Origin of the sequence: Janthinobacterium sp. PSPC3-1 (assembly GCF_049896105.1) — a bacterium.
Taxonomy (GTDB): domain Bacteria; phylum Pseudomonadota; class Gammaproteobacteria; order Burkholderiales; family Burkholderiaceae_D; genus Janthinobacterium.
The window spans coordinates 1-1,339 of the sequence record NZ_JAFCTQ010000088.1 but is presented as its reverse complement, the minus strand read 5'-3'; the positions used below and the strand labels follow the sequence as shown (position 1 = coordinate 1,339).

The window sequence follows — 1,339 nt, the reverse complement described above, 5'->3', positions numbered from 1 at the left end:
ATGCTGGGCGAGTCCGATGTCAGGACGGCACGCCAGCGTTCGGAAGCGGGGCGCTTCGACGTGCTGCCGTCGAATCGGTCAAAACCTTGATCTTAATTTCTCGAGCAGCCCCTTCCAATTGCGGAGTAATTTGACGCCAGCAAAACGCAATAATCAGGTCATTCAATAGTTCATCACTATTTGTGATACGAAGCTGTGCGATCAACGTCTTTATGTTTTCCTTGGTAAAACTGTCTCCAGCGTTCAATTCTGAGTCGAAAAGAGGTGTTGGCCCGTCGAACTGGAGCTTATCGTGCCGAAGCCGATTAATAATATCCTGATATGCTTGTAACCAGCTTTCGACATTGCGCTTCATGCCCGGCGAGCCGAGTAAAATGCTGTAAGCATCATTCTTTAGCACGGCAACCACGGGGGCAGTTGTGACACCTTCCAGTGTATTGTGTCGAATCCGACGACCCAAATACGACTCGATACCAAACTCATTGTTTGTGCAGAACTGGTAGAACGCATCCTTCGCAATCTGAAGAACAAGGTACTCATCCTCCTCCTTCAACTCCAGCGACGATGGCTCTGTTAGATCGTTCCTAGCCTGTCTGCGCTGGTCCTTCGCTGCCATGGTCTTATACTCTTCCGTCGACACAGATGGATTACTGTCGAGCCATTTCTTGAGGGCAATGCTATCGACATACATGCGGCTGCTGTCGAAGTATTTTTGCAACTTTGCGAATTTCGATCTTGTATGAATGCTGTCTGCTTCAATAAAGAATTCAACTCGCTTGAGCTTCGTCCCTACGGTCCTCAAAATTTCACTGCGGATTTCAGAGGCTTGGGTAGCGTTTTTCACCAACAAATACATTTTCTCAAGGGTCACTTCATCCAATGAGTTGACCATATAATTTGCTACTTGCGGGGATTCCTCGACGAGGAAATCGATAAACTTTTTAATTGATCCATCGTATTCATCGCAGATCATGGCGACGAAATCATCGCGAAATTCGAAGTCAACGTCCGGGTCGATCGACTTCGCTCGATAAAGAGCCAACGATAAAACCGCGATGAGCGCACGTGCCCGTGACTCTGCGCTCAAAGAAAAGGCATCTAATTCTTTTTCTGTCAACAATGAGTCAAGGCTCATTGTATTTTCGAATATGAACCGGATTTCCTCATCGCTGAGAGTGCCAAAATTTAGTCTATTCGAAACGAATTCCAGAAAGAGCGCGGTGCGCATGAATGTATCAATTCGTATGCAGGGGACTTTGCTAAAGGGGATCGAAGGCGCGGTGGTGATGGCGCCGGCCAGCAAGGACGCAAGCTATCCGCTGAAGGAATGGGATGTGAT

General features: G+C 47.7%; 1 protein-coding gene. It reads right to left on the bottom strand.

Annotated elements, in window-relative coordinates; genetic code table 11:
* Positions 1 to 19: 19 nt before the first annotated feature.
* Positions 20 to 1,228 carry a hypothetical protein gene (locus ACP7B7_RS31595; protein ID WP_426079360.1) on the bottom strand — a complete coding sequence of 403 codons (1,209 nt, stop codon included), beginning with the start codon at positions 1,226 to 1,228 and terminating at the stop codon, positions 20 to 22.
* Positions 1,229 to 1,339: the final 111 nt, after the last annotated feature.